Genomic DNA, 21,775 nt, shown 5'->3' with positions numbered 1-21,775 from the left:
TGAGTTTATTCTTGATTGATAATCACATGCAGCGCACGCACGCGGCGCTTGTCAGCTGCTGTTACTTTAAAGGTAAACTGACCAATATTTACTTCTTCGCCCACCTCAGGCAAATGCTCTAATTTATTGATAATAAGTCCACCAATCGTGTCAAATTCACTATCATCAATGTTGGCATCGAAGAAGTCATTAAAGTCCTCGATTTCAGTCAATGCATCAATACTAAATTCGTTTTCGTTGATTTTAAGAATCTGTGTTGCTTCTTGATCAAACTCATCTTCGATATCACCAACGATTTCCTCTAGAATATCTTCAATCGTGACAAGTCCTGAGATGACACCATACTCATCAACAACAATAGCAAGATGATTGTGACTGGTTTTAAAGTCACGTAAGAGTGCGTCAAGTTTTTTACTTTCAGGTACAAAAATTGCACTGCGTAATATTGGTTTTAAATGATCAACACAAAGATCCTTGTGCTCAAGTACTACCTTGAGTAGATCTTTGGTGTGAAGTATTCCAAGAATGTCATCACGATTTTCCGAGAATACAGGTAAACGTGTATGGCTTGAGTTAACAATGGTTTGAATGATTTCCTTGCTGGTCATGCCTGCATGGATCGTCGCCATTTGCGTGCGTGGAATCATAATATCACCGACAGATGACGAGGCGACATTTAATACCCCTTTGATCATGTCACGCGATTCGCTATCGATCGTACCTTTTTTGACAGCAAGATTTACAAGACCTAAAAAGTCAGAAGGGCTGTGCGGCATTAAGATGGTTGCGGCTATTTTTTCAAGCCAGGTTTGAGAATGTTCAGCGTTATCGTTTTTCGTCTGTTTGTCGTCCATTGTTTACTATTTCTCAACATAAGGGTTATCAATACCAAGCTCTGCCAATAAAGCGATTTCTATGCTCTCCATCTCAAGGGCATCCTCTTCATCGATATGGTCATAGCCAACTAAATGCAGTATGCCATGGATTAGAATGTGGCACCAGTGAGCATCGAGCAATTTATGCTGCTCTTTTGCTTCTTTTTGCAAAACTTCAGGGCATATTATTAAATCCCCTAGAAAATGCTCAGTTTCATTATCCTTGGGTAGTCCTGGAGGTGCCTCAAACGGGAAAGAGAGGATATTGGTTGGCTTATCTTTGGCGCGATAGTTATTATTGTAATGTTGCATTTCATCAGCATTAACAACTTCAATACTGATAATCGCTTGAGCTTTGTTAAGGAATTTTAAAGTGTGTTCTGCCCAAGTATTGAGTTTATCTTCAGCAGGAAGGTAAAGTGCATTAGGATTGTTAATATCAATTTCAAGCATTGTGATTAATAATCCTGACTATGATGTTGCTCATACACATCATAAGCAGCAACAACGCGTTGGACGATTGGGTGGCGCACGACATCAATCGTTTCAAAGAATGTCATGCTGATCCCCTCAACGCCGGCAAGCACTTCAATGGCATGACGAAGTCCAGGGGTAACACCTTTGGGTAAGTCAACCTGAGTAATATCACCGGTGACGATTGCTGTTGAATTAAAGCCAATACGCGTTAAGAACATTTTCATTTGCTCTTTGGTCGTGTTTTGACTTTCATCAAGAATAATAAATGAATCATTAATCGTGCGTCCACGCATATAGGCTAAGGGCGCAATCTCAATGATTTGTTTCTCAATTAACTTGCCAACACGCTCAACACCCATCAGATCATATAATGCGTCGTACATTGGACGTAAATAAGGGTCAACTTTCTGTGCTAAATCACCAGGTAGAAAGCCTAACTTTTCACCTGCTTCAACAGCAGGGCGCACAAGTACCAAGCGTTTAACAAGACCTTTTTCAAAGGCAGCAACAGCACATGCCATTGCCAGATAAGTCTTGCCAGTGCCCGCGGGACCTATGCCAAAGTTAATATCATTTTCTTGGATGCGCTTTAGATAACGTTCTTGGTTAACCGTGCGTGGGTTAATAGGGCGCGAGCCAATCATCACTTGAAATTCAGGGATAAATTTTTCTTTTTTATCTGCTTGTTCTCTTTTAGCAAGTGCATTAAGCGCGATATTGAGCTCTTTGTTATTAAGCTCAAACTGGACATCATTAACAAGCTTTTCGTAAAGCTCTTCTAGAAATTCTCGCGCATCTGTAATTGCGGTCTTAGGACCCACGATGCGGAAATTATTGCCGCGTTGAATAATTTCAACGGCTAAATATTTTTCGATTAAGTGTAAATTTTCATTTAAATTGCCACAAAGCTTTGCAAGCATTTGTGCGCTATCTGGTTCAAGATAAAATTGTATTGATTTCATGAAGCTAAATAATTTCTCCGCGTAGTGAATGTGGTAAAGCTTCAATGATTTTAACATCAATTAATTGACCAATTAAACCAGAATCACCAGCAAAGTTAACGATGCGATTATTTTCTGTGCGCCCTGCGAGCACTTTATCATTTTTCTTGGAAATTCCTTCCACTAGAATACGTTGTGTTGAGCCAACCATTTGGCGGCTAATGACCATCGCATTATGATTAAGCTGATCTTGCAAACGCTTTAAACGCTCTTTTTTAACCTCAACAGGTGTGTCATCTGCTAAGTTGGCGGCAGGCGTTCCAGGGCGTTTGCTATAGATGAAACTAAAAGACTGATCAAATTGAACGTCTTTAACAAGATCCATTAATTTCTCAAAATCTTCTTCAGTTTCACCTGGAAAGCCAACGATGAAGTCAGAAGAAATGGTAATATCTGGGCGAACTTTGCGAAGTTTACGAATTTTTTGTTTGAATTCTAAAATCGTGTGATTACGCTTCATGGCTGTTAAGATGCGATCAGAGCCATGTTGCACCGGTAAGTGTAAGTGATTTGCTAACTGTGGTACTTCAGCATAGGCATTAATGAGGTTGTCTGAAAATTCAACTGGATGAGAAGTGGTAAAGCGAATACGCTCAACGCCGTCAATCGCTGCAATAAAATGAATAAGTAACGCCAAATCAGCCGTGTCACCTGAAGCCATTTTACCAAGATAGTGATTGACATTCTGACCTAAAAGTGTGATCTCTTTAACGCCTTGCTCGGCTAAAATAGCGCACTCTGCTAACACATCTTCAAATGGGCGGTTAACCTCAGGCCCTCGTGTATATGGTACAACACAATAAGAGCAGTATTTATCACAGCCTTCCATAATCGAGACAAAAGCTTTAGCGCCTTCAGCTTTTGGTGCTGGCAGGTGGTCAAATTTTTCCACTTCAGGGAAAGAAATATCAACTTGCGAAATATCAGTTTTTTGTTTTTGTTTAATCAAATCAGGTAAGCGGTGAATGGTTTGTGGACCAAAAACGATATCCACGAAAGGCGCTCGCTTAATAATGTTTTCGCCTTCTTGTGACGCGACACAGCCACCAACACCGATGACAAGCTCAGGATTTTTATTCTTAAGATTTTTCCAACGTCCTAACTCGTGAAAAACTTTCTCTTGTGCTTTTTCACGAATGGAGCAGGTATTGATAAGAATGATATCTGCTTGAGTATAATCTTCCGTTTTACTGGTATTAAAATGCTCACCTAAAACTTCATTCATGCGTGATGAATCATATTCATTCATCTGGCAGCCAAGTGTTTTAATATATACTTTTTTATGTTGTTTTACGGGATTTTCAATCACGCTGTCTGTCATTTTTAGTTACCTGATTTTATTTATTGTATGATTTGCATTTAGTGCCAAGCGTGTTTGATTTGCAATAGATCGTTTATTAGCCTAGCAAAAAGTCAAAATAGGGTAGCGTTTTTTGTGTAAAAAGGCTAGTGAAATATCAAAGTCTGTACAAAACACGTAATGAGAAAATAATTGAAAAATTTAAAGGGCGTATTGCCTACACCCAGTGGAGTTATTTGCCTTGCGCTTTATTAATTGCTGCTTGAATGGTGTCTTGTTGTGCAAAACCAGGAATAACTGTTGTGTTAGCAGCAGTCGCACCGGATAACGGCATAACGATAATTGCTGGTGTACCTTGGATGCCAAGCTTATCGAAGCCAAGTTTCATGTCCGCTGCAATATTATCAGTGACTTTTTTCTCTTTGATCAGGCTTTCAGCTTTTGCAACATCAACACCTACTTTTTTCGCAGCATCATTAACATCTTTAACGGTTAATTTGCCTTCGTCAACGCCACTAGCGAAAACGGCATTGTGATATTTCAAATAGCCTTCAGCGCCATTTAGCATATAAGCAGCAATACCCATTTCAGCAGCATATTGTGATGCCTCCCAACGTTGACCAAAGATTGGGAATTCTTTGAAGATATATTTTACATTTGGATTGGCGTCCATCACTTTTTCCATGATTGGCGCTACTTTGTGGCAGAATACACACTGGTAATCAAAGAATTCAATCACGGCAACCTTGGCGTCTTTTGGTCCAATGGTAGGTGTTTGCTCATTTGAAAGAAGTGCTTTGGCATTCTCTAGAACAGAGGTTACTTGTTTTTTCTCTTGTGCTGCCATTAAGTCTTTTTGGAATGTTTGCATAATGGTTTGCATTTGCTCTTGTGAGAACTTACCTTGCTCATTTGAAATACCTGCTTTAAAGCCAGCTAGAACTTGCGCGTTATCCAAAGTTGCACCTTGTGCTTTTAATTGTGCGCTGACGTTACCTGCAACACTATAGCCTAAGGTATAGCTTACATTGTTGATAAGTGTTGCTTCACTTTGTTGAGCATCAGTAGCAGTTACTGGCTTTGCAGTTTCAGTTGCTGTTGGTTGTGTTGCAACGGTTTTTGTTACTTCAGGGGTCGCCTTTGCTGAGTCCTTTGAGTCAGATTGTGAACAACCTGCTAGAACAGTGGCAAAAAGTGCAGCGCCTAGCGTGCTTACGATGATTTTTTTTGACATACGCATTATGAATAAAGCTCCATGTTTTTCAGTTAATAAAAATAATCTTTCCGAACTATAACAAAGTTGTTGCTAAAAGGAAAAAGGTTCATGCTCAAATAGTAATTTTCTTCCATAAAAAAGCCCCAACAGTGGGGCGTGTAGATATCTATTGATGTTTTGGTATATTAATTAGCTAATGCTTAATTTGCTGCAGCACTTGTTGCGTCAACTGCGTTTTTAGCGCTATCAGCAGGCGTCTTTGCTGTATCAGCTGCAGTTGTTGCAGTTTGTGCTTTTGCTGCATCAAGTTTGGCTTTAGCTTTAGTAGCTTCGGCTTCAGCGGCTTCTTCATGCGCTTTCATTTTAGCTTCCATTTCTTTTTGGAAGGCTTGCATTGATTGCTCCATTTGCTCTTGGCTTAGCTTGGGCTTAGTACCTTCAATACCAGCAACAAAGCCTTGTTGAAGATCATCAGTGTTTAGGCTGACATTTTGTTGCTTTAATTGCTCAGTCATGTTTTTGCCGATTGAATAACCAATCGTGTAACTTGCATCCGCTGTGTTGTTTTGTGCTGTTGCAGCTGTTTTAGCTGGTTGAGCAGTAGCAGGTGCCGCTTTAGTTGCGTCAGCAAAAGCGCCAGAAACTAATGCGCTGCCGGCTAAAAGTGATAATGCAATGGTGGTTAACTTCTTCATATTTACTCCATATTTTAATGATTAATGTGTTAAATCGAACCTCATTAGCTTAAACAGCACCTTAGCAAAGAACAAGCGTTTTACAGTGAAAAGCATTAAAAAGATCAAAAAACAATGACATTTTATATACAGTTGCTAAACTAACGCACATTTAAAATTATGCTTATTGCAACCTAATGCCAAGACGAATCAAGAAAAACTTTCCTAGCGGGGTATTCAATGCCACTATTTCCAGCTTGTCGCATGAAGGGCGTGGAATCGCTAAAATTGACGGTAAAACAACCTTTATTCCATTTACTTTAAAAGGCGAAGAGGTCGCGTTTGAATACACTTTATCAAAATCAAATTATGATGAAGGTAAACTGGTACAAGTTCTAAAGCCAAGTGCTAAGCGTGTTGCTCCGCCATGCGAGTATTTTGAGGTGTGTGGCGGTTGTTCTTTTCAACATGTCGCACCTGATGCGCAAATTGCATTTAAAGAAGAAACATTGCTGAATCATTTTAAACATTTTGGACAAGGTCTTGAGCCTCTTGCGCGTATAGCACCTTTACGATCAAGCTCACACGAGGGTTATCGTACTAAGGCACGATTAGGTGTGCGCTATGTGCATAAAAAAGCTAAAGTGCTTGTTGGCTTTAGAGAGCGCGATGGGCGTTTTCTTGCCGATATTAATCACTGTGAAGTATTGCACCCAAGTGTAGGCAAAAATTTAACTTTGTTACAGGATCTAGTGTTTAGTCTTTCAAACTACAAAGAAATTCCGCAAATTGAAGTGGCAGTAGATGATCAGGTAACCGCATTGATTATCCGTCACTTAAGTGCATTTACTGACGAGGATTTAGCTAAGTTAACTGACTTTGCTAAAGCGCAGCAGTTTTGGATATATTTGCAGGCTAAGGGACCGGATACGATAACACGTTTATACCCAGAGGTAACGCAAGAACCACAGTCGCTGTCTTATCATTTGACGGATTATGGTGTAACTGTTTATTTTGAGCCCAATGACTTCACGCAAGTTAATCATGATATTAATCGTAAAATGTTAAAGCAAGCGATAGCGTTATTGGAGGTATCAATTAATGATACAGTGCTTGATTTGTTTTGTGGTTTGGGTAATTTTAGTTTGCCACTGGCAACAAAAGCTAAATTGGTTGTGGGTGTCGAAGGTGATGAGGCAATGACGATGCGCGCTATGGAAAATGCTAAGCGCAATAACATAGACAATGTTGCTTTTTATCCTGTGAATTTGTTTGAAGATATTTCAAAACATGAATGGATTGTGGAAAATGAGTTTAATAAGTTACTATTGGACCCACCAAGAGCAGGAGCCGAGATGGTATGTAAACAAATTGAAAAAATTAACCCCGAGCGTATTGTCTATGTGTCCTGTGATCCAGCAACTTTGGCGCGTGATGCGGGCATTTTAGTTAATGAAAAGGGTTATAAACTGCTTTCAGCGGGGGTCATGGATATGTTTCCACATACGACACATGTTGAATCTATTGCGGTTTTTGAAAAATAAAAACATAGTAGAACATATAGGGTATATCGCATAAGCTCAAAAAAACTAAAATTTGAATAAAAGAAAAAATAAATAAGCAAATAAAGCAAATACAAATAAAAGTAAAGAAGGTGAGGTTGTGGAGATTGAATCATTAGTCAATCAGCTGCTAAGTGATGAAACAAGTGAAGATCAGCAGTATCAAATCATTCAACAGATAGATGCTGAGTTATATGAAGAGCAAACACTTTTTGAATTAGCACGGACATTTCTAAATTATAGTATTAGAGTGGAAAATCCTTTTGCTGAAACAGTCGATATTGTCGGTACGGGTGGTGATGGTTGTCGAACCTTAAATTATTCAACACTAAGCGCATTAATGGTGCATGAATTAGGTGCTAAAGTTGCCAAACATGGCAATCGTTCGGCAACGTCAAAGTGCGGTAGTTTTGATTTCTTGCAAAAGCTTAATGTGGAAATTCCTGATAACCCAGAAGCGGCATTGAACTTGTTAAAAGAACAAGGAATGGTGTTTTTGTTTGCGCCATTTTTTCATCCAATTTTTGCCAAAGTGGTTAATGTGCGCCAGCGCTTTGCTAAAGAGGGTAAGCGCACCTTTTTTAATGTGTTGGGTCCATTGTTAAATCCGATGCAGGTCAAAAGAATCGTTGCAGGGGTTTATGATGAGCGTTTGCTTAAGCCGTATCTTTATGCGCTTAAAAACTTGGGTGTTACCCATGCTTATATTGTGTATGGTGATGGGATGGATGAATTTTCAGTTTGTGGTGCTAATAAAGTAATTAAACTTGAGCATGACGAAGTCACTGAATTTAGCTTACATCCAGAGCAACTAGGATTTGTGCGCGGCAGACTAGATTATTTAGAAGCAGGTGATTTGTATCAGAATTTGGCGGAATCAAAATCGTTATTAAATAACGAAATGTTAGGTGCTAAGCAAGATACGCTGATATTAAATGCAGCTGCTGCTATGCATGTTGCTAGTGGTTTTGTTGATACTTTATCAGTCCAAGTTAAGGTGATTAAAGATGCGCTATCACAAGGGAAGTTTGCACATTTAATCCCCTAGTTAATTACATGCTGTATGGGCGAAGCTGAAATTAATAAACTGGCATGCATAAAACTGGATCGCTTGAAGGATGTACCACAGCATGATGTACCGAAGCTCAATGACAAATTGGTGAAGAAAGTGAGATTGTTAAGAAATCTGCGTTTTTGAATGAGCTTGAGCGTATTATCAAAGAAAAATAGCTTGAATGCCAAATTTATAATGACAACTCAATGTGAGGATATAAACTTGTTTAATCGTTATATTCTTTTGATAATCACATCGTATGACTCAACAATCGCTACCATTGGCAACAAAGAAGATATCAGCAGAGATATCATTACCCGGTTCAAAAAGTTTATCCAATCGCGTATTACTTATCGCGGCAATGGCAAAGGGTGAGTCGGTGATTGATAACTTGCCGTTAAGTAAGGATGTATTGGCAGGTGTTGGCGCATTAAAAGCCTTGGGTATTTCACATCAATTTGATGAGGCATCAGGGCGCATTGTTATTCAGGGTGCTAATGGCTTTTTTCCTAACCAAAAGGCACGCATTTTTTGTAATGAAGCAGGCACGTTGACGCGCTTTATTATTCCATTGTGTGCCGCACAAAAATCAGGTGAGTATTATATCTATGCCGCTGACAGAATGATGGCGCGCCCCATTGCTGAGCAGCTATTTGTATTGAACTCTTTGGGGATGCAGGCAAGCTATGAGCAAAATCAATCATCATTGCCTATGACCATTTTGGCAGAAGGTTTAAAGCAGACAGATAATGTAAGCATTGATGGTGCTAAGAGTAGCCAGTTCTTGTCAGGTTTATTAATCGCATCCCCCTTGATCGACGGTGGCTTAAGTATTCATTCAGATACAGATCATCCGCAACCTTATGTGCAAATGACAGTGGATATGATGCGTGATTTTGGTGTGGTAGTTAACGTTGAAAATAACCTTTATAAGATACAAGGCAATCAAAGCTATCAAGCACGATACTATGCGATTGAACCAGATATTTCAACAGCATCGTATTTTTGGGCATTGGCAGCAATCACACAGGGTGATGTTAAAGTTAAGCACGTAACACGCGATGCCAAACAAGGGGATATTCGTTTTCTAGAAGTGCTTGAAAAAATGGGCTGTCAAGTGATTGCCGAAGAAGATGGAATTCGCGTGATCGGTGGTGAAGTATTAAATGGTGTGACAGTAGATATGCGCAATTTCTCCGATACGTTTATGACTGTTGCGGCAATTGCGTGCTTTGCCAAGGGGGAGACGCATATTACAGGACTTGAACATACGCGTTTACAGGAGTCAGATCGTGTCAGTGCTATGGCTGAGGGCTTAACACGCTTAGGTGTTAACGTCACAACAGCGAAGGATAGTATCCATATTTATCCTGAAAAATCAACGCTTAGAGCAGCTACTGTCGAAGGGCATAATGATCATCGTATTGCAATGTCATTGGCACTTATTGGTTTAAGGCAGGAAGGTGTTATTATCAATGGTGCGGAGTGTGTCAGTAAAACATGCCCTGATTACTTTGAACGGATGGCGAAAATTATTTAGTTCATGCGCAAATCACGGTAAACTACAGCCATTTTGGAGAGTAAGGACGATTGATGCAAGATAGGCAGCTACTGGATTTAGAGGTGATGTTATCGCGCTTTAGTGTCAGGCGTGCTTTTTATCTAGGAAAAGTTAAAAAAGCTTATTTTGAGCGAGTTTCTGCAGTGCATCATTATGCAGCAAGTGGTTTTATTTATGATGCGCAGATATTTGGCGCAAGCTTTAATGCCGACAATTGGCCGTTTGCGAACAAAAGCTTTAATCTGATTGTGCTTGATAATGTGTTATTAAATCCTAATGATCTACATAAGATTTTAATGGAAGCCATTCGCGTGCTCAGTGATGATGGTTGTTTGATTGTGGTGCAATACAAAAAAAATCAAGGAACAGCCATTCCATTTCGTTACGTTAATAAAGAAATAAAATCCGAAGGTTTACATAAAATTGAAAGTCATTATTATGATGTATTTAATGTCAAAGACTTCAATAAATGGTTGCCGTGTTTGTTGCCTGAGAGCTTTTCTTGTGAGTATATTGCAAGCTTTAGCAAACAGGTTATTCCGCTAAGCCCATTGTTCTCTGGGGCAACAGAAATGGTTAAGTTGCCTGGGAAATATGCCATTGGTATGAATAAAGTGTTGAAAGTGAAATAAATAGAGGGTATTCGTAAATACAATAGCCCCACAGGTTGCATGATGTGTATAGCAATAAGAGTTTGTAGAAAACTGTGTTGACACTTTGGTATAGTACAAAATAAAAAAGAAAACGAGAAAGTATATGTTTGAAATAAGTGAAAATATCGAGAATTATTATGAGTTAAGCCAAACAGTGCGTGAGAAAATGCGCATGATTGACGATATGGCAGATCAGCTAGGTGAGCTTTTGGATTGGAACTTGACCGTTGACTTTCAGATTATCAATCAAGACGATAAGTCATCATTATATGGTGTATCGATTATTGCCGGGGAATCGGATGACGACGAAGCACCGGTGTTTTTTTCAACAGCATCAGCAGATGAGGCATTAATCCGTTTACAAGTCTATTTGGAGTTGATGGAGAAATTTGAGATTAGCAATTTGGCAAGATCTGAGGAATATTACCAACAATCGCTGGATAAGCTTGCACATTATTACAATGATTCTTGTGATGATTTGTTGCATCAAATCGTGCTTGAGAATTTCTTTGAGTTTAATGAGAGGTTAGTCGATAATTAAATGTAGGGGCGTATTGCACCAGCTAGCACCTCTCCCCTTGCGGGAGAGGTCGTGTGGCTTTAGCTGCATGGGTGAGGGGTGTGTATACGCTCAAATTTGAATTTGCTAATTTTCTTAATTACCCCTAGGCTTAAATGGATTTTAAATAGCGGAAAAACTAAACGAATGACAAGGATGGTGGCGGTATGAGAAAAAGAGTTTATTTTTATATCCTTTATATTTTTTATACATTGATAGTTACTGTAATCAGTGTGAAGTTAGTTTATCCGGCAGCAAATAGTTATAAGCAGATTGTGCCACTTAACTCATGGATGATACAACAGCAAGAAAAGTGTAAAAAAGATCAAGATCAAGCATTAACGACCTTATGCGCTTTGAATAGTTGGTTGTCACCGACGCTAAGATCGCAAATTGCTCAATCAACTATGAATCTACATCTTAAAGCGTTTGATGCGCATAAATCACAAGTTCAGTTGACTGTTGCTAAAGAGACCAATGCGCCTTATATCAATATGGATTTATTTTTAGAACAATTGGGCTTGCTGCAACAGCCAGTGGATTGGCAAGCGTATTTAAACCCATCAATCCTTAATAAGGGCGTAATAGAAATCTCCTATCCATTAATGATTGCTAGTCGTCAAATCATTGAATTTATCGGACTGCCTGCACAGACACAGTTTATGCCGCGACAGTTAGAGAAAGTATATCCCGCGCAATTAACGGCAGTGATCAGCAAAGAAAAGCAAGTCATTGATATTGATATTCAACTTGATATTGCAAAACTTGCACTTGTGCATATGAGTTTTCATGCTCAAGTTGATGGTGTGCTATCACTTAGTCCATTATTGGCAGATTTTACAGAACAAGACGTCCAAAATAGTATTAAAAACAAAGTTTATCCCAGTGAATTTACGCTTAGTTTAACTAATACAGGGCTTATTGAAGATATTGTGCAGGAGTTATTGGGCGATCAATCATTGATATATTCACCGATGTTATTGATGCATTTATCGGACTATTTCACGCAAATCGCCTTATTGCAACGTGATCAGTTATTGAAAAGAGGGTTTATCAGTTTGGCTGATTTTATTCTGTTACCCAGAAGTTTGAGTATCAAGGCGGTGAATAACTATGGGCAGCAACAAAGCTTTAGCTTATGGCAAGATATACTTGATTGGCTTAATTTTGATTCTCAATGGCAGACACTCACACTTAAACAGCAGGAGGATAAAAGTAGTGCACTGCAACAAGAAATATTCAAGGTCAGTGCACAAAGAGTTAAATATAAAAATAAGCTGTTAGCTCTCTTTAAGACGGGTTTTTCTTATCAGTTTTTCAGTAATGGTGTTGAAGTAAAATAGGCTAAAAAAGATAAAGTTTTTAAATATCACGCATATTGCTCGCAAAAAAATCAATATTCACTATGTTTACAATACTGCTTACTGCTGGTCAGCAGTCAGATGAATCAGGAATTCGTTAAAACTTGGAAGTAAAAGAAGTAAAAAAAGTAAAAAAGCAGAAGAAAACATAAGCAATAAAGGTGATGATATGCTAGGAAGGTACTCAAAAAATCTATTTGCACTCGTTGCAATCAGTTTCATTATATTATTAAGCGCTTGTGGCGGTGGTGGTAGCTCATCAACCACAGCTGTAGGTACACAGACGGTGAATTGCCCACAGGGGTCAACTTGCGCACCTGAACAGGTGTCAATGGTTGAAGCTCAATCATAATCAAGGAGGATACGATGAAAATCAAACGATTGAATATACATTATCTTGCGTTATTAATGGGGGCGTCTGTGTCGGCATCATATGCTGTGCCGACATCAGGCGATTATGTGAATGATCTGCCACAGACCTATACCAATAATTTCACGCAAGAGACGATGGATCAGATTAATGGTATTTTGTGTGTGTTTGCACAGACAAATTATCCTGAGTTTACAAATCAAGGTGCTTATCTGTCAAAGGTTGATATGAATGCCTGTAATATGGGCGATGAGCGAAGTGATAACAGTGTGCCGATTTTGTCTGATATTGTTGGTGAGTCAACGAATGTCAACGGCGTGCAAATGGTGACTTTCTGGATTGATGGCTTACAAGTGGGTGATGGTGACACGGTTTTGATTGAAGGCAAATTAGTGGCAACAGAAACACCAACAACACTTAATCCTTATGGTGTGTTTAGTTTAAATTATGTGTCCTATCCGTATGTTAGCGGGGTATTAAATCGCACAACGCCGCAGTTTAGGGGATTTATTAGTGCTTCACAGGCGACCAATGGACGTGCCTTGGTGAAATACTTTGAAACGGAAAGCAATGGCAACAATAGTCGGAATGTCGCTTTAGCCTTTATCCAAACCGCTGAAAATACGGGTTATGGTCAGATTTCAAGTGTTTTTAATCAAAGCTCGATGTTGGCAAAAATTGCTTTTAATAGTAGTCATTTAGAAAATCTGGTCACACGTGCCGATTTAACTAATGGTCAGGCTGAGATTTGTTATGATCGCAATAATTACACCACGAGTGTTTATCGCTATGGTTTATACAATGCTGATGGTAGTCGCGTTAATCGTGATTCTGGTGGTTTTCCCGTTGAGATGACAATCAATAATGAAACAAAACGTGGTTGGTTAAGTTTTTATGGGTTATGGTTGCCGGGTAATCCAACAGTTGCTGATGGCACGGCTGCCACGAAAAAAGACATGCAAACAGGCGCAACAACTGCTGGGACCATTGAAGTGGGACCTGGCAGACTTGAGCTGCAAACTGCGCGTTCAATTACTTTAGGTCAGTTAGCAGGTACACGTTTACGTCTACATGCACTTAATCAAAATCAAGCCACAGCGATTGTATTATGGAATTCAACTAATCAGCAATTTGATAAAGTGGGTGAGGATAGTTGCACCCAAAATGGTTGTAGCTTTACCCCTGTAACACCCGCAGTAGCTATTTCAAACTCAGAGCTGCAAACGAGCTATCTAGGTCAACACTATAGTTTGAATGTATCGATTGATGGTGTTGGTGGCGGTGGCTTTACCAATATTCCAATGCGTGATCAAAATAATCAAGTTGTGCTGCCAACCAATAGCACACAATTAGTCGTATGGACAAATGCGCTTGTGGCACCAACAGCAGCAGATGATATATTAACGCTTCATTGTTATAACAATTGCCCAGTATGGAATAATGGTTTAGGGCAGTGGGAAACCAAGTATCCAGCATGGGATAGCTCAGGATCTCCTAATCTCTATTTAACCTATATGATCAATAAAAATATTCTTGCGACTAATAATGCTTATACTTTACTTGATCCTAACAACGTGCCGGTGACCTCAACAACCGATAATTTATGGGTTGGTGAGATGGTACCAAATACAATTAATGTTGGTACTAATATTGATAGTTTATACAATGGTACTATTACCCAAAAGTACACTTGGCAAAGTGGACCACAGCCGTGGAATAAGTTCTACACTTTCAAAGCAACCAGTGACAATAGCATTAGTAGTTTTGAGCCACCGATTAGCTTAACCTACAATGATGGTCAGGGTAGTCGCTTTATCGAGTATGAATCCTTTGGGCAGTTAAACGGTATTCCAGGTAAATGTTATAGTCGCTTAGATAATACCTTACAGCCGCAATGTGGTGGTAATGATCAGATTTGGGTGCCTGATTATAATGTGCCAACAGGGACTGAACTTACGCAAACAGCAAATGCCAATGTCAGCTATTTTGTTAAGCAGTTGGGTATTGCGCAAAACTTACTTCCACTTGCAGTAGGAGCTGCAAGAGATGCGTGTATCAGTGATCTACAAACACTAATTACCCAAGCAGGTACCGATAGCAATGTTACCCTGCCAACTTTGAGTGATTGGGTTGATCCAAATATTGGTACGATGCCAAGCGTTGGTGATATTCCAAAAGTAATTGCAGGTGTGACGCAACCGCAAACATAGATTTTACATCTTCATGATATTTGCTACACTAGCGACACTTTAGAATATGAAAGCTCTTTTGGTTAAAAGGGCTTTTATTTTTGTTGCAACTAAACCCTCGTTTTAAAAGTATTCAGCGTTTCCTGAGCGGTGCCGAAGCGTAATTAGTTGCAGCGACGTTTTTATAAAATAAGGAAAAATAATGCAATTACCTCATTGCCCACAATGTCAAAGTGAATATGTTTATCAAGATGGTGGCATGTTGATTTGCCCTGAATGTGCTTATGAATGGCAAATCAATGCTGTTACAGAAGAAGCCACTGATGTCAAAAAAGATGCGTATGGCACGCCTTTACAAGATGGTGATAGCATTACAGTCATTAAAGATTTAAAAGTGAAAGGTTCATCGCTAGTTGTTAAAGTTGGCACTAAAGTTAAAAATATTCGCCTAGTTGATGGTGATCATGATATCGATTGCAAAATTGATGGTATTGGCGCGATGAAGTTGAAATCAGAGTTTGTCAAAAAAGCATAAAGTACTTAGTAGCGAACAAGTATTATCAGCTGTGTTTTAGATTCTCGAGTCTAGTTTGAGAATAACGGCGGATTGTCATATTCGGGCTTGACCCGAATATCCATTATTAAAAGGGAGTTAATTTTCTGCTTTAAGGGACCTAGTTAATAGTGCATGAGCTGTTGTGCGCATATCTTGATTTTCGTGGAGAATGTTATAAACCGCTTCAACGATTGGCATTGACACATTGTGCTTTTGTGCCAACTTATAGACAGCATTGGCTGAAGCAATGCCCTCAACGACTTGTTTGACTTCGTTGCAAGCCTCATCAATGCTTTTGCCTTGACCGACAAGTACCCCAAAGCGGCGATTACGCGATTGGTTATCAGTGCAGGTTAATAGCAGATCACCAAGCCCGCTTAAGCCATAGAAGGTCTCGAGTTTCCCACCTAAGGTTAAACCTAACTGGGTTAGCTCATTGAGTCCACGAGTAATTAAGCCCGCACGCGCATTAGCACCAAAGCCAAGACCGTCTGAGATACCACAGGCAATGGCAAGCGCGTTTTTAACAGCGCCACCGATTTCAGCACCGGTGACATCTGTTGAGGTATAACAGCGGAAATTATCACTATTAAAAAGCAGTTGAATATGTTTGGCATAATCACTGTTCTTAGAAGCAGCCAAAATGGCAGTAGGTAAACCTATAGCGACCTCTTTGGCAAAACTGGGTCCGGTGATTAAACCAAAAGGATTGTCTTTTAGGATATTTTCAGCCATTTGATCTAGTAGTTGATAACTATGGTGGCAAAAACCTTTTGTTGCTGAAATCACACCTTGTGTGCTTGTTAAATGTGGTTTGATCGCTTCGAGTGTTTTGACAAAACCAACACTTGGTGTTGCCATTAAGATGTCATTACATTGATAGATAACACTTTGCCAATCATTGATGGCAATTAAATTTGTTGGGAAATCAACATCAGGTAAGTAACTGTGATTATGTTTATCACGAATCATTTGTGTGTTGTGTGTGTCTTTCCATGAGTGGATATAAACCATATGACCAACGCGCGCTAGTTGTAAGGCAAGCGCTGTGCCCCATGAACCAGCACCCATGACAAGAATTGTATTATTCATAAAAATAGTAACTCCAGTTGTTTACGCTAACGGCTTAATACCAAGTAAGCGATCACTTTCTTGATAGGCTTTATCAGCAAATTCGCCCATCCATTGTTTCACATCGTTAAATTGCTGACTAAATTCAAATTTGCCATTGGTTGACTTTAATTGCTCTACTTGCTTTAGAATCAATTGGGCATAATCATGAATGCTATTTAAGCGCTCATGGTCAGAGGCAATAATATTGGCATATAAGTCAGCGTCTTGGCTAAAAAGACGTCCAATAATGTTAAGCTCCATTTTATAAACAGGGCTTGAAATTGCCATTAATTCTTCCAAATGGATATTATGTTGTTTTAAGAACATTCCCATGCAGAATACGGAGAAATGTTCGATGCCTTGGATAAATGTCATTGCTTGGTCATGTGCGTTTGCGGTCATTTTTTTCAGTGTAAATCCTAAGGTTATAAGGTCATCGATGAACCATTGATAATGTTGAGCATCGCGCCCATCGCAGTAAACAATCACCTGTTTATTGCTGTTGGTAACCGTTGGTCCAAAGATCGGATGAAGTCCAATAACAGCACCACGATGTGCGCTGAGCATTTTGGTCATTGGTGCTGATTTAATGCTTGTTAAGTCCGCAAGTATAGTATTAGAGCTAATATACTCAGAAGTTTTTGCAATGATTTCATCAGTGAGCGCAATGGGGGTGCTGATAATCACCATATCTTGGTTTTGCAGAAGTGTTTGTGCCTCTTGCCAATTATCTTCACCAAAAAGGGTTATCTTATAATGTGTCAATTGCGCAAGAAAAAAAGCTAAGCATTGCCCCATCGCGCCATGACCACCAATAATACAAATATGACGTGTTGGCTCTTTTGTTATTTCTTTTATTTCTTTCATTTCTGTCATGATTTTATACCTTTAGCCATAATGTAATCGGTCCATCATTGGTGAGTGATACTTGCATATTGGCACCGAATTGCCCTTGCTGAATGCGTGCATATTTTTGCGTAATATCAGCGTGAAATTCAGCAAATTTTGCTTTGGCAATCTGCGGTGGGCATGCTCCAGAAAAACTTGGGCGTAAGCCGCGATCAGTATCAGCAGCCAGTGTGAATTGCGGTACAAGTAACAACTCACCATTGATATCAATAAGGCTTTTGTTAAGCTTGCTATGATCATCTTCAAAAATGCGTTGATTTAAAAGCTTGTGCGCCATCTTGTCATATTCTTTTTGTCCATCTTTTTCTTCGATACAGATAAGTGCCATAATACCTTGGGCAATATGTGCAATTTGATCATTGTCGACGGTAACAGAAGCGTGAGTAACACGCTGTATGAGGCTTAGCATATTGCTTGGTGTATTTAGTTCCGAAGTGACACTAGCATATACTCATCACAAAGCATTTTACAGAATTTTTTGCGTTGTAATTTGTGAGGATACAGTGATTTTATGATGGGTCATTATGCTTACGCATCAAGAAGATAGGTTAGCACAAAGAAGATAGGTTAGCACAAAGAAGTATGCTAATGAGGGCTTTAGTTAACTGTGTAGTTGTGAACTTTTTTATTTCAACACCCCACCTCGCAAGCTCGGCACCCCTCTTACAAAGAGGGGAATATAAAATAACCATTGCCTAATTCCCCTCTTTGTAAGAGGGGTGGCAGTCGTAGACTGACGGGGTGTTTCTAAAACCATAGTTTTTTCTAGGGTGCGTAACTTTAGAGTTAAATTAATCCAGCCTCTTTGACAATATCGCGCTCGTGGCGAAGCTCTTCTAATGTTTTATTGAAAGCTTGTTTTCCAAAGGCATCTTGCGTAATACCTTCAACAACTTTGATTTCACCATTCTTAACGATGCATGGTACTGAGAAGATAAGTCCTTTGTCGACACCATATTCACCATTGGAAACTTTTGAAATTGAGACTGTTTCACCTGCTGGCGTGTCAAAAATAATGCCTCTAACGCTAGTGATAACAGCATTGGCTGCAGAGGCTGCAGAAGATGCGCCACGCGCTTTAATGACAGCCGCGCCACGTTGCTGAATCATTGGTGTGAATTCTTCTTCTAACCATTTGCGGTCAGTAATGACATCAGTTGCAGGTTTACCTGCAATTTCAGCATGGGCAAAATCAGGGAATTGTGTTGCTGAGTGGTTACCCCAAATAGTCATTTTCTTAACTTCAGTAACATCAACACCGGCTTTAATTGCAAGTTGCTTACGCGCGCGATTCTCATCAAGTGAAATCATTGCAAAGAAGCGATCATTAGGGACATTAGTAGCATTCATCATAGTGATTAATGCATTGGTATTACAAGGGTTACCAACCGCTAAAACGCGGACATCTTTAGCGGCATGCTTGCTGATGGCTTCACCCATTGGTTTGAAGATTTTACCATTAACGCCTAATAAATCAGAGCGCTCCATTCCCGCTTTGCGAGGAACTGCACCAATCATCAATACCCAGTTGGCATCTTTAACGGCTTCATTAACATCTGCCGTGCAAGTAACACTTTTTAATAATGGGAACGCGCAGTCATCAAGTTCCATTTTAACGCCTTGTAATGTTGGCAATGTTTGCTCTAATTCCAATAAGTTAAGATGTACATTAACATCTTTACCAAACATTTCACCTGAAGCGATTCTGAAAATGACGGCATAACCAATATTGCCAGCTGCCCCTGTTACCGTAACGCGGACACTTTTATTTGAACCATTTGACATGAATTATTTCTCCTTATGATTTAACGAGTAGATTTCGTAGTATTTTCACCCGCAAGATAATAACAATTTTGCCTGCTATCGAACAGAGGCATTAGCATTATTTGTGGTATAAATTAAATTTATTTATTCTCGTTGCTTTGTTTGTAAAATTGATACACGCGAACGCCTGTTGTCCATAACACTAAAAGCGTGAAAACAATACCGATGATCAGGGAAAATTGGTTAAAGATAATCATCGCGATAAAAAAGATAAAAGCCTCGGCGCGCTCCATAAGCCCAGGGCTATAATAAAAGCTTTTTTCCGATTGTTTTTCCGAAAAAATGCCAACTAATAGGAAGCTGCTGACACAGACAAGCATCGACATCATCATTAATAAACACACAAAGGCTAAATTGGGATCGCGTATAAAAAGGGCGATCACGATAAATGATTCAACCAGTCGATCACTGAGAATATCAAGCACGGTACCAAAATGTGTACTGTTGTTTTGCATACGAGCAACCGAGCCATCAAGGATATCTAGGTAACCTGAAATAAGTAGCCACAAAATAGCCATGAGGTTAAATTCAGCACTTAAAAAGCAAGCACTAATAAAGCCTGTGATCAAGGAAGCGATGGTAATGGCATTAGCAGGCAGATGGCGCGCGCCGATATGCAGAAGGGGTTGAATAAAAACCCTTTGAAATAGTGGGCGCAGACTTGATTCGATCATCGTTAAAACCACCTCATTAAAAACTGCACAAGTTTGCGTGTTTTAGCGCTATAGAGCTTAGGGGTGTAAAAACTGCCTGCAACACATTTATTGATTTCACTTAAAGTCGGGTAGGGGGTGATAAGGCTTGCCATATGTTTAATCCGTAAGTTGTTTTTTATTGCTAGTGTCCATGGTGAGATGAGCTCGCCAGCGTTCTCACCCACAATTGAGACACCTAAGATCTGACCCTTATGATTAACGGCAACTTTAATCATCCCGTCTGTTGCAAGTGATGCTTGCGCGCGATCATTGTCTTTAAAGCTGAGTGTTAAAATCTGTAAGTTTTGCTGTTGTGCTTCTTGGATTGCAAGACCCGTGTGCGCGATCTCTGGTGTGGTATAGATAACCCAAGGGAAGCTTGAGTAATCAACTTTCGCCGGTAGTTTGAATAATATGTTTTGAATGACAATACTAGCGTGATAGCTTGCCATGTGTGTGAATTGTAAAGGACTTGCAATATCACCAATGGCGTAGATATGCTTATGATTGGTGCGTAAGCGTGCATCAACGGTGATGCCACGCACTGTGTGCTTGATGTTGGCTTGCTCAAGATGCAGCTTTTCAATATTGGGGGTGCGACCAGTAGCAATCAATACATGGGATGCAGTGAGTTTGCGATGATGGTCATTGTGTTGATAGTAAATGTATTTTAATCCGTCACTATCTTGGCTAAAGCTATCAATTTTGACCTCAGTAATGACATTAATCTTAAGATCATTAAATGCATTGATAACAACGGTTTTACAATCGCTATCGGCAGCTCCTAGGATTTCAGTGCTAGCTTCAAGTAAGGTGACTTTAGTACCTAAAAGTGCATAACTTTGGGCAATTTCGCAACCAATGGGACCGCCGCCAACGATTACAAGATGTTCAGGTTTTTCGCTAAGATCAAAAATGGTTTCGTTAGTAAGATAATCAATCTGACTGAGTCCAGAAATAGGCAAAATGCGGGCACGCGAACCAGTGGCGATGACAATATATTTGGCATGAATAAGATGCTCACCTGCTTGAATGGTTTTGGAGTCAATAAAGTGTGCATAGGCTAAGATAACTTTCACTCCAAGTGATTCAAAACGTTCGATAGAGTCATGCGGCGCAATCGTTTCAATCACTCGATGGATATGTTGGTGCATCGCCTTAAAATCAATAGCTGTTTGACTGTCAATGCCGAATTGCTTAGCTTTCATGATATGTGCCATGCTGCGCGATGCTTCAATCAAAGCCTTTGATGGCACGCAACCTGAGTTTAGGCAATCTCCGCCCATTTTATTACCCTCGCATAATATGACATTTGCACCCATCTGCTGGGCTGCGGCAGCCACTGAGAGACCACCAGATCCAGCACCAATAATGCAAATATCACATTTTAATGGTTTTAAATGTTGAGTATTTGACATAATTACTCCTTATATGGGTTATCTTGTAGCGTGCGGCTGTTTTTGAGTTTTTTATAAATAATTGGCACTAAAGATAATAATGCCAAGGCACAGATAGGTAATAGTATTTGTGGCGAGAAAATGATTTTAAGATTAAGCACGTGTCCTTGTTCAAGCGCAAAACCAAGACCACTGCCAACCCAAGCATAAATGAAGGTGCCAGGGATGATACCTAGTAATGTGCCTATAAAATATTCTACCCCAAAGTGTCAATACAGTTTTTTAAAAATTCTTATTCCTATACATGTCATGCAACCTGCAATGTTTTTTGCGCCTGACTTTTAAAGTCAATAGCACCTTCTTTGTACACGTTCATTGGTTTTTTGTATCCCAAACTTTCATGAAATCTACGGTTATTATAAAAATCAA

General features: G+C 39.6%; 21 protein-coding genes. 9 read left to right on the top strand and 12 right to left on the bottom strand.

The window, feature by feature from the left end; translation table 11 throughout:
- Positions 1–5 precede the first annotated feature (5 nt).
- From DNJ75_RS11875 to DNJ75_RS11850, 6 genes are all read right to left on the bottom strand, one after another.
- On the bottom strand, positions 6–854 hold the full coding sequence (locus DNJ75_RS11875; RefSeq protein ID WP_117003671.1) for an HlyC/CorC family transporter: 849 nt from the start codon (positions 852–854) through the stop codon (positions 6–8).
- A gap of 6 nt (positions 855–860) precedes the next feature.
- Positions 861–1,328, bottom strand: a complete 468-nt coding sequence (ybeY, locus tag DNJ75_RS11870; RefSeq protein WP_117003670.1) for an rRNA maturation RNase YbeY — start codon at positions 1,326–1,328, stop codon at positions 861–863.
- A gap of 5 nt (positions 1,329–1,333) precedes the next feature.
- Complete coding sequence (locus DNJ75_RS11865; RefSeq protein ID WP_117003669.1) at positions 1,334–2,314, bottom strand: PhoH family protein; 981 nt, start codon at positions 2,312–2,314, stop codon at positions 1,334–1,336.
- A 4-nt stretch (positions 2,315–2,318) separates the two neighbouring features.
- Entirely contained in the window at positions 2,319–3,674 is a 1,356-nt protein-coding gene (miaB, locus tag DNJ75_RS11860; RefSeq protein ID WP_117003668.1) for a tRNA (N6-isopentenyl adenosine(37)-C2)-methylthiotransferase MiaB, read from the bottom strand.
- A 211-nt stretch (positions 3,675–3,885) separates the two neighbouring features.
- Entirely contained in the window at positions 3,886–4,893 is a 1,008-nt protein-coding gene (locus tag DNJ75_RS11855; protein WP_117003667.1) for a thioredoxin domain-containing protein, read from the bottom strand.
- Positions 4,894–5,069: 176 nt separating this feature from the next.
- On the bottom strand, positions 5,070–5,564 hold the full coding sequence (locus DNJ75_RS11850) for an FKBP-type peptidyl-prolyl cis-trans isomerase N-terminal domain-containing protein (protein WP_117003666.1): 495 nt from the start codon (positions 5,562–5,564) through the stop codon (positions 5,070–5,072).
- Positions 5,565–5,740: 176 nt separating this feature from the next.
- Between DNJ75_RS11850 and rlmD the strand changes: the two genes are divergently transcribed.
- The 9 genes from rlmD to DNJ75_RS11805 all read left to right on the top strand — a co-directional run bounded on the left by rlmD (position 5,741) and on the right by DNJ75_RS11805 (position 15,387).
- A complete protein-coding gene (gene rlmD / locus DNJ75_RS11845) occupies positions 5,741–7,087 on the top strand; it encodes a 23S rRNA (uracil(1939)-C(5))-methyltransferase RlmD (protein WP_117003665.1) in 1,347 nt (448 codons plus the stop codon).
- A gap of 118 nt (positions 7,088–7,205) precedes the next feature.
- Positions 7,206–8,153: an anthranilate phosphoribosyltransferase gene (gene trpD, locus DNJ75_RS11840; RefSeq protein WP_117003664.1), complete on the top strand. Its 948-nt coding sequence runs from the start codon at positions 7,206–7,208 to the stop codon at positions 8,151–8,153.
- Positions 8,154–8,418: 265 nt separating this feature from the next.
- Positions 8,419–9,699, top strand: a complete 1,281-nt coding sequence (gene aroA / locus DNJ75_RS11835; protein WP_117003663.1) for a 3-phosphoshikimate 1-carboxyvinyltransferase — start codon at positions 8,419–8,421, stop codon at positions 9,697–9,699.
- Positions 9,700–9,752: 53 nt separating this feature from the next.
- Positions 9,753–10,352: a class I SAM-dependent methyltransferase gene (locus tag DNJ75_RS11830; protein WP_117003662.1), complete on the top strand. Its 600-nt coding sequence runs from the start codon at positions 9,753–9,755 to the stop codon at positions 10,350–10,352.
- A 124-nt stretch (positions 10,353–10,476) separates the two neighbouring features.
- Positions 10,477–10,914, top strand: a complete 438-nt coding sequence (locus tag DNJ75_RS11825; protein ID WP_117003661.1) for a hypothetical protein — start codon at positions 10,477–10,479, stop codon at positions 10,912–10,914.
- 185 nt (positions 10,915–11,099) lie between these two features.
- Entirely contained in the window at positions 11,100–12,275 is a 1,176-nt protein-coding gene (locus DNJ75_RS11820) for a hypothetical protein (RefSeq protein ID WP_117003660.1), read from the top strand.
- A gap of 187 nt (positions 12,276–12,462) precedes the next feature.
- Positions 12,463–12,645: a hypothetical protein gene (locus tag DNJ75_RS11815; protein ID WP_117003659.1), complete on the top strand. Its 183-nt coding sequence runs from the start codon at positions 12,463–12,465 to the stop codon at positions 12,643–12,645.
- A gap of 14 nt (positions 12,646–12,659) precedes the next feature.
- Positions 12,660–14,873, top strand: a complete 2,214-nt coding sequence (locus tag DNJ75_RS11810) for a hypothetical protein (RefSeq protein WP_117003658.1) — start codon at positions 12,660–12,662, stop codon at positions 14,871–14,873.
- A gap of 178 nt (positions 14,874–15,051) precedes the next feature.
- Positions 15,052–15,387: a zinc ribbon domain-containing protein YjdM gene (locus tag DNJ75_RS11805; RefSeq protein WP_170137233.1), complete on the top strand. Its 336-nt coding sequence runs from the start codon at positions 15,052–15,054 to the stop codon at positions 15,385–15,387.
- 117 nt (positions 15,388–15,504) lie between these two features.
- Here DNJ75_RS11805 and DNJ75_RS11800 read toward each other — a convergent pair whose 3' ends face one another.
- The 6 genes from DNJ75_RS11800 to DNJ75_RS11775 form a co-directional block, all read right to left on the bottom strand.
- Positions 15,505–16,500, bottom strand: a complete 996-nt coding sequence (locus DNJ75_RS11800; protein WP_117003656.1) for an NAD(P)H-dependent glycerol-3-phosphate dehydrogenase — start codon at positions 16,498–16,500, stop codon at positions 15,505–15,507.
- 21 nt (positions 16,501–16,521) lie between these two features.
- Positions 16,522–17,397, bottom strand: coding sequence for a bifunctional chorismate mutase/prephenate dehydrogenase (tyrA, locus tag DNJ75_RS11795; protein WP_224742311.1), 876 nt, complete (start codon positions 17,395–17,397; stop codon positions 16,522–16,524).
- Positions 17,398–17,401: 4 nt separating this feature from the next.
- Positions 17,402–17,839 carry a D-aminoacyl-tRNA deacylase gene (gene dtd, locus DNJ75_RS11790; protein ID WP_117003655.1) on the bottom strand — a complete coding sequence of 146 codons (438 nt, stop codon included), beginning with the start codon at positions 17,837–17,839 and terminating at the stop codon, positions 17,402–17,404.
- Between the two features lie 377 nt (positions 17,840–18,216).
- A complete protein-coding gene (locus tag DNJ75_RS11785; protein ID WP_117003654.1) occupies positions 18,217–19,215 on the bottom strand; it encodes a malate dehydrogenase in 999 nt (332 codons plus the stop codon).
- A gap of 119 nt (positions 19,216–19,334) precedes the next feature.
- Entirely contained in the window at positions 19,335–19,928 is a 594-nt protein-coding gene (locus DNJ75_RS11780; RefSeq protein ID WP_117003653.1) for a CDP-alcohol phosphatidyltransferase family protein, read from the bottom strand.
- 2 nt (positions 19,929–19,930) lie between these two features.
- Positions 19,931–21,367: a dihydrolipoyl dehydrogenase family protein gene (locus DNJ75_RS11775; protein WP_117003652.1), complete on the bottom strand. Its 1,437-nt coding sequence runs from the start codon at positions 21,365–21,367 to the stop codon at positions 19,931–19,933.
- Between the last annotated feature and the right edge of the window lie 408 nt (positions 21,368–21,775).

The organism is Cysteiniphilum litorale (genome assembly GCF_003428165.1).
GTDB lineage: Bacteria > Pseudomonadota > Gammaproteobacteria > Francisellales > Francisellaceae > Caedibacter > Caedibacter litoralis.
The sequence above is the reverse complement of the archived record's forward strand: the minus strand, read 5'-3'. Positions and strand labels throughout refer to the sequence as shown.

Excerpts from the sequence above, each read along its gene's own strand:
- DNJ75_RS11825 (WP_117003661.1), top strand. The coding sequence starts at position 10,477 with ATGTTTGAAATAAGTGAAAATATCGAGAATTATTATGAGTTAAGCCAA.
- aroA (WP_117003663.1), top strand. The coding sequence starts at position 8,419 with ATGACTCAACAATCGCTACCATTGGCAACAAAGAAGATATCAGCAGAG.
- DNJ75_RS11800 (WP_117003656.1), bottom strand. The coding sequence starts at position 16,500 with ATGAATAATACAATTCTTGTCATGGGTGCTGGTTCATGGGGCACAGCG.
- DNJ75_RS11830 (WP_117003662.1), top strand. The coding sequence starts at position 9,753 with ATGCAAGATAGGCAGCTACTGGATTTAGAGGTGATGTTATCGCGCTTT.
- DNJ75_RS11780 (WP_117003653.1), bottom strand. The coding sequence starts at position 19,928 with ATGATCGAATCAAGTCTGCGCCCACTATTTCAAAGGGTTTTTATTCAA.
- miaB (WP_117003668.1), bottom strand. The coding sequence starts at position 3,674 with ATGACAGACAGCGTGATTGAAAATCCCGTAAAACAACATAAAAAAGTA.
- dtd (WP_117003655.1), bottom strand. The coding sequence starts at position 17,839 with ATGCTAAGCCTCATACAGCGTGTTACTCACGCTTCTGTTACCGTCGAC.
- DNJ75_RS11875 (WP_117003671.1), bottom strand. The coding sequence starts at position 854 with ATGGACGACAAACAGACGAAAAACGATAACGCTGAACATTCTCAAACC.
- DNJ75_RS11785 (WP_117003654.1), bottom strand. The coding sequence starts at position 19,215 with ATGTCAAATGGTTCAAATAAAAGTGTCCGCGTTACGGTAACAGGGGCA.
- rlmD (WP_117003665.1), top strand. The coding sequence starts at position 5,741 with ATGCCAAGACGAATCAAGAAAAACTTTCCTAGCGGGGTATTCAATGCC.
- DNJ75_RS11775 (WP_117003652.1), bottom strand. The coding sequence starts at position 21,367 with ATGTCAAATACTCAACATTTAAAACCATTAAAATGTGATATTTGCATT.
- DNJ75_RS11865 (WP_117003669.1), bottom strand. The coding sequence starts at position 2,314 with ATGAAATCAATACAATTTTATCTTGAACCAGATAGCGCACAAATGCTT.
- DNJ75_RS11820 (WP_117003660.1), top strand. The coding sequence starts at position 11,100 with ATGAGAAAAAGAGTTTATTTTTATATCCTTTATATTTTTTATACATTG.
- DNJ75_RS11855 (WP_117003667.1), bottom strand. The coding sequence starts at position 4,893 with ATGCGTATGTCAAAAAAAATCATCGTAAGCACGCTAGGCGCTGCACTT.
- DNJ75_RS11815 (WP_117003659.1), top strand. The coding sequence starts at position 12,463 with ATGCTAGGAAGGTACTCAAAAAATCTATTTGCACTCGTTGCAATCAGT.
- DNJ75_RS11810 (WP_117003658.1), top strand. The coding sequence starts at position 12,660 with ATGAAAATCAAACGATTGAATATACATTATCTTGCGTTATTAATGGGG.
- tyrA (WP_224742311.1), bottom strand. The coding sequence starts at position 17,397 with ATGACAGAAATGAAAGAAATAAAAGAAATAACAAAAGAGCCAACACGT.
- ybeY (WP_117003670.1), bottom strand. The coding sequence starts at position 1,328 with ATGCTTGAAATTGATATTAACAATCCTAATGCACTTTACCTTCCTGCT.
- DNJ75_RS11850 (WP_117003666.1), bottom strand. The coding sequence starts at position 5,564 with ATGAAGAAGTTAACCACCATTGCATTATCACTTTTAGCCGGCAGCGCA.